This is a genomic window from Mycobacterium sp. 1165178.9 (genome assembly GCF_001673555.1).
Taxonomy (GTDB): domain Bacteria; phylum Actinomycetota; class Actinomycetes; order Mycobacteriales; family Mycobacteriaceae; genus Mycobacterium.
Genome location: NZ_LZMB01000018.1, coordinates 1 through 4,445, shown reverse-complemented (window position 1 = coordinate 4,445; position 4,445 = coordinate 1). Strand labels below are relative to the sequence as shown.

4 protein-coding genes are annotated in these 4,445 nt (G+C 67.1%); 3 read left to right on the top strand and 1 reads right to left on the bottom strand.

Going from position 1 to position 4,445, the window contains the following annotated elements:
* Both A5652_RS01100 and A5652_RS01095 read left to right on the top strand, forming a co-directional pair.
* Positions 1 to 1,475, top strand: a 1,475-nt coding sequence (locus tag A5652_RS01100; protein WP_067345725.1) for a helicase-associated domain-containing protein, incomplete at its 5' end; no start/stop codon positions are given.
* 51 nt (positions 1,476 to 1,526) lie between these two features.
* Entirely contained in the window at positions 1,527 to 3,176 is a 1,650-nt protein-coding gene (locus A5652_RS01095) for a DNA repair helicase XPB (protein ID WP_067345728.1), read from the top strand.
* A 53-nt stretch (positions 3,177 to 3,229) separates the two neighbouring features.
* On the opposite strand, the gene A5652_RS01090 is transcribed toward A5652_RS01095, so the two are convergent.
* On the bottom strand, positions 3,230 to 3,721 hold the full coding sequence (locus A5652_RS01090; protein ID WP_067345721.1) for an STAS/SEC14 domain-containing protein: 492 nt from the start codon (positions 3,719 to 3,721) through the stop codon (positions 3,230 to 3,232).
* 117 nt (positions 3,722 to 3,838) lie between these two features.
* On the opposite strand from A5652_RS01090, the gene A5652_RS01085 reads away from it, so the two are divergent.
* The coding region (locus A5652_RS01085; protein ID WP_156745083.1) for an FAD-dependent monooxygenase at positions 3,839 to 4,445 on the top strand (607 nt) is incomplete at its 3' end.

Sequence of the window (4,445 nt, the reverse complement as noted above, 5' to 3'; positions counted from 1 at the left end):
AGCCCGCGCCGGTTTCCGAGCTCCGCAGCGGCGGCCTGGGAATTCGCGACGTCAAGCGGCTGAGCAAGGTGACCGGCATCGACGAGCCGCGGCTGGGATTGATCCTCGAAGTGGCGGCTGCGGCCGGATTGATCGCCAGCGGCATGCCGGATCCCGAGCCGGTCACCGGCGAGCCGCCGTACTGGGCGCCGACGATCGCCACCGACCGGTACGCGGCGATGTCGGCGGCCGAACGCTGGCAGCTGTTGGCCGGCAGCTGGCTCGACCTTCCCGGCCGGCCGGCGCTGATCGGGAGTCGCGGCCCGGACGCCAAGCCCTTTGGGGCCCTCACCGACGCCCTGTACTCCACGGCCGCACCACTGGATCGCCGGCTGTTGCTCGGCATCCTGGCCGAGTTGCCCCCGGGTGGCGGCGTCAACGCGGCGGAAGCCTCGGCGGCGCTAATCTGGCGGCGTCCGCGCTGGGCCAAGCGGTTGCAGCCCGGGCCCGTCGGGGACCTGCTCGCCGAGAGCACCGCGCTGGGCCTGGTGGGCCGAGGCGCGATCAGCACACCCGGCCGTGCGCTCCTGGACGACGACGGCGATCCGCAGGTCGCGATCGAGGCGATGAACCGGGCGCTGCCCAAACCGGTCGACCACTTCCTGGTGCAGGCGGACCTGACCGTGGTCGTGCCCGGGCCATTGGAACGCGACCTGGCCGAGCAGCTCGCCGTCGTCGCCACCGTCGAGTCGGCCGGCGCCGCGATGGTGTACCGCGTCAGCGAGCAGTCGATCCGGCACGCGCTCGATGTCGGCAAGACCCGCGACTGGATGCATTCCCTGTTCGCCAAGCATTCCAAAACGCCGGTGCCCCAAGGGCTTACCTACTTGATCGACGATGTTGCGCGCCGGCACGGGCAGCTGCGGACCGGCATGGCCGCGTCGTTCGTGCGCTGCGAGGACCCCGCCCTGCTGGCCCAGGCCGTGTCGGCACCGGCGACCGAGGAGGTGCAGTTGCGGGCCCTGGCGCCGACGGTCGCGGTGTCGCCGGCCCCGATCGGCGAGGTGCTCGCCGCCCTGCGGGCCGCGGGCTTCGCGCCGGCGGCCGAGGATTCTTCCGGCGCGATCGTCGACGTGCGTCCGCGCGGGGCCCGGGTGGCGACACCCCAGCAGCGCCGGCCCTATCGCCCGGTGCGGCGTCCCAACAGCGAAAGCCTCAACGCGGTGGTGGCGGTGCTGCGCAAGGTGACCGCCGCGCCGTTCGGCAATATCCGCGTCGATCCCGCGGTCACCATGACGCAGCTGCAGCGCGCGGCCAAGGAACAAGACACCTTGGTGATCGGTTATCTGGATGCGGCGGGTGTGGCCACCCAGCGGGTGGTGTCGCCCATCACCATCAAGGGCGGTCAGCTGGTGGCCTTCGACTCCGCGTCCGGGCGGCTGCGTGAGTTCGCCATCCACCGCATCACGTCGGTCGTGTCGGCCACCGGCCGATAATGGTTGGCATGCCGCGGCCGTGCACACAAGTCAGGAGGAGTGGCGCTGAATATGTCTGACGGACCGTTGATCGTGCAGTCCGATAAGACGGTGTTGCTCGAGGTGGATCACGAGCAGGCCGGCGCGGCGCGCGCGGCCATCGCGCCGTTCGCCGAGCTGGAACGCGCACCCGAACACGTCCACACCTACCGCATCACGCCGCTGGCGCTGTGGAACGCCCGCGCCGCCGGCCATGATGCGGAACAGGTGGTCGACGCGCTGGTCAGCTTCTCGCGGTACGCGGTGCCCCAGCCGCTGCTGGTCGACATCGTCGACACCATGGCCCGCTACGGCCGTTTGCAGCTGGTGAAGAACCCCGCGCACGGCCTGACACTGGTGAGCCTGGATCGTGCGGTGCTCGAAGAGGTGTTGCGCAACAAGAAGATCGCCCCGATGCTCGGCGCCCGCATCGACGACGACACTGTCGTCGTCCACCCCAGCGAGCGCGGCCGCGTCAAGCAGATGCTGCTCAAGATCGGTTGGCCCGCTGAAGATCTCGCGGGCTACGTCGACGGGGAAGCGCATCCGATCAGCCTGGCCCAGGACGGCTGGCACCTGCGCGACTATCAGCAGATGGCCACCGACTCGTTCTGGTCCGGCGGATCCGGGGTGGTGGTGCTTCCGTGCGGTGCCGGAAAGACGCTGGTGGGCGCGGCCGCCATGGCGAAAGCCGGTGCGACGACGCTGATCCTGGTCACCAACATCGTCGCGGCCCGGCAATGGAAGCGCGAGCTGATCGCGCGCACGTCGCTCACCGAGGACGAGATCGGCGAATACTCCGGTGAGCGCAAGGAGATTCGGCCGGTGACCATCTCGACGTATCAGATGATCACCCGCCGCACCAAGGGCGAGTATCGGCATCTGGAGCTTTTCGACAGCCGGGACTGGGGACTGATCATCTACGACGAGGTCCATCTGTTGCCGGCGCCGGTGTTCCGGATGACCGCGGATCTGCAGTCCAAGCGGCGCCTGGGCCTGACGGCCACGCTGGTCCGCGAGGACGGCCGCGAGGGTGACGTGTTCTCACTGATCGGCCCGAAGCGCTATGACGCGCCGTGGAAGGACATCGAGGCTCAAGGGTGGATCGCCCCGGCCGAGTGTGTCGAGGTGCGCGTCACCATGACCGACAACGAACGGATGCTCTACGCCACCGCCGAACCCGAAGAGCGGTACAAGCTGTGCTCGACGGTGCACACCAAAATCGCTGTGGTCAAATCGATCCTGGCCAAACATCCCGGCGAGCAGACCCTGGTGATCGGCGCCTACCTCGATCAGCTCGACGAGCTCGGCGCCGAGCTGAACGCCCCGGTGATCCAGGGGTCCACCCGGACCAAGGAACGCGAGGATCTGTTCGACGCCTTCCGGCGCGGCGAGTTGTCCACCCTGGTCGTGTCCAAAGTCGCGAACTTCTCCATCGACCTGCCAGAAGCCTCTGTGGCGGTGCAGGTCTCGGGAACGTTCGGCTCACGCCAAGAGGAGGCGCAACGGCTGGGCCGGTTGCTGCGGCCCAAGTCCGACGGCGGCGGCGCCATCTTCTACTCCGTGGTGGCGCGCGACAGCCTGGACGCCGAGTACGCCGCGCACCGGCAGCGCTTCTTGGCCGAGCAGGGCTACGGCTACATCATCCGCGACGCGGATGACCTGTTGGGCCCGGCGATCTAGGTTATAAGGCCTCGTCGCTTAACGCAGCGGCCGTGCTATTCCACGCACGGTGATCAACGAATGTTATTGCGCTTCTTGACATCCTTCGAGACTACGAACCCACCGAGGCTGATGAGGCCAGCGCCGACTCCACCGACGTAAGCCCTGACCATATCGCGGGCGGACACGTCAGCGCATCGCGATACCGAGGCCAGCCATGCGACGGCGTCATCGCGTTGATCGTTGTTGTACACCCGAAGCGGGCATGGTATCCAGGCACCGATGGCGCGGCTTGATGCCCGGATCCAGCCGATATCACTCACGACAGCGCACCCGTCCAGTAGGCGCAGATAGACAGATCCGAGTCGCGCGTCCGCCCACAGTGCTCCCGACGTGATGCGCTGAAACTCCGGACCGAACGCATACAGCAGCCGCATCCGATCCCCTGCGCGTCCTGCCTTTTCGACCATCGGCGCGAAGACCCGCTCGTAGTCTGATGCGGTCACTGTCCCGGCCGCCTCCAGCGCTTGAATGCCCGCGGGCACGCCCATCAGTTCCGTCAGCACCGCCGACTCCTCTCCGGTGTCGACGATCGCAACCTCGCCGGCTCCTCAATTACTATCCTAGAGCAACTGTTGCATAGTGCTATAATAATGGAACTTACTCGCCGCGGAGGTACGCACATGAAGATCGCCATTGTCGGTGCTGGCATCGCCGGTCCAACACTCGCGTACTGGCTCTGCCGCCATGGCCACGAGCCCACCCTGATCGAGAAGGCGGCGTGTCTTCGCACCGGAGGCTACGCAGTGGACTTTTGGGGCGGCGGGTATGCCGTTGCCGAACGTATGGGTCTTACCGCCGAATTGCATGCCGCCGGATACGCGGTTCAGGAGGTGCGAATCGTGGACCGGAATTCGCGGAGGGTGGGCGGCTTTTCGGCTGAAGCGTTCCGGCGGAACGTCGATGGTCGGTTCGTGACTGTCCCCCGCGGCGATTTGGCGGCTATGATCTATCGCTCCATCGACAGCCATGCCGAAACTCTATTCGGTGAAAACGTCTCGGCCATCGAACAATACGACTCGGGCGTGCAGGTCACCCTCGAGCGCGGCGGGTCGCGACAGTTCGACCTGCTCGTTGGCGCGGGTGGTATCCATTCGCCTGTGCGGGATTTGGTATTCGGCCCGCAACCCCAGTATGAGGTCGACCTGGGCTACCGAGTCGCGGCGTTCGAGGCCGAGGGCTATCAACCGCGTGATGAACTCGTCTACGTCGCGCACACCATGCCCGGGC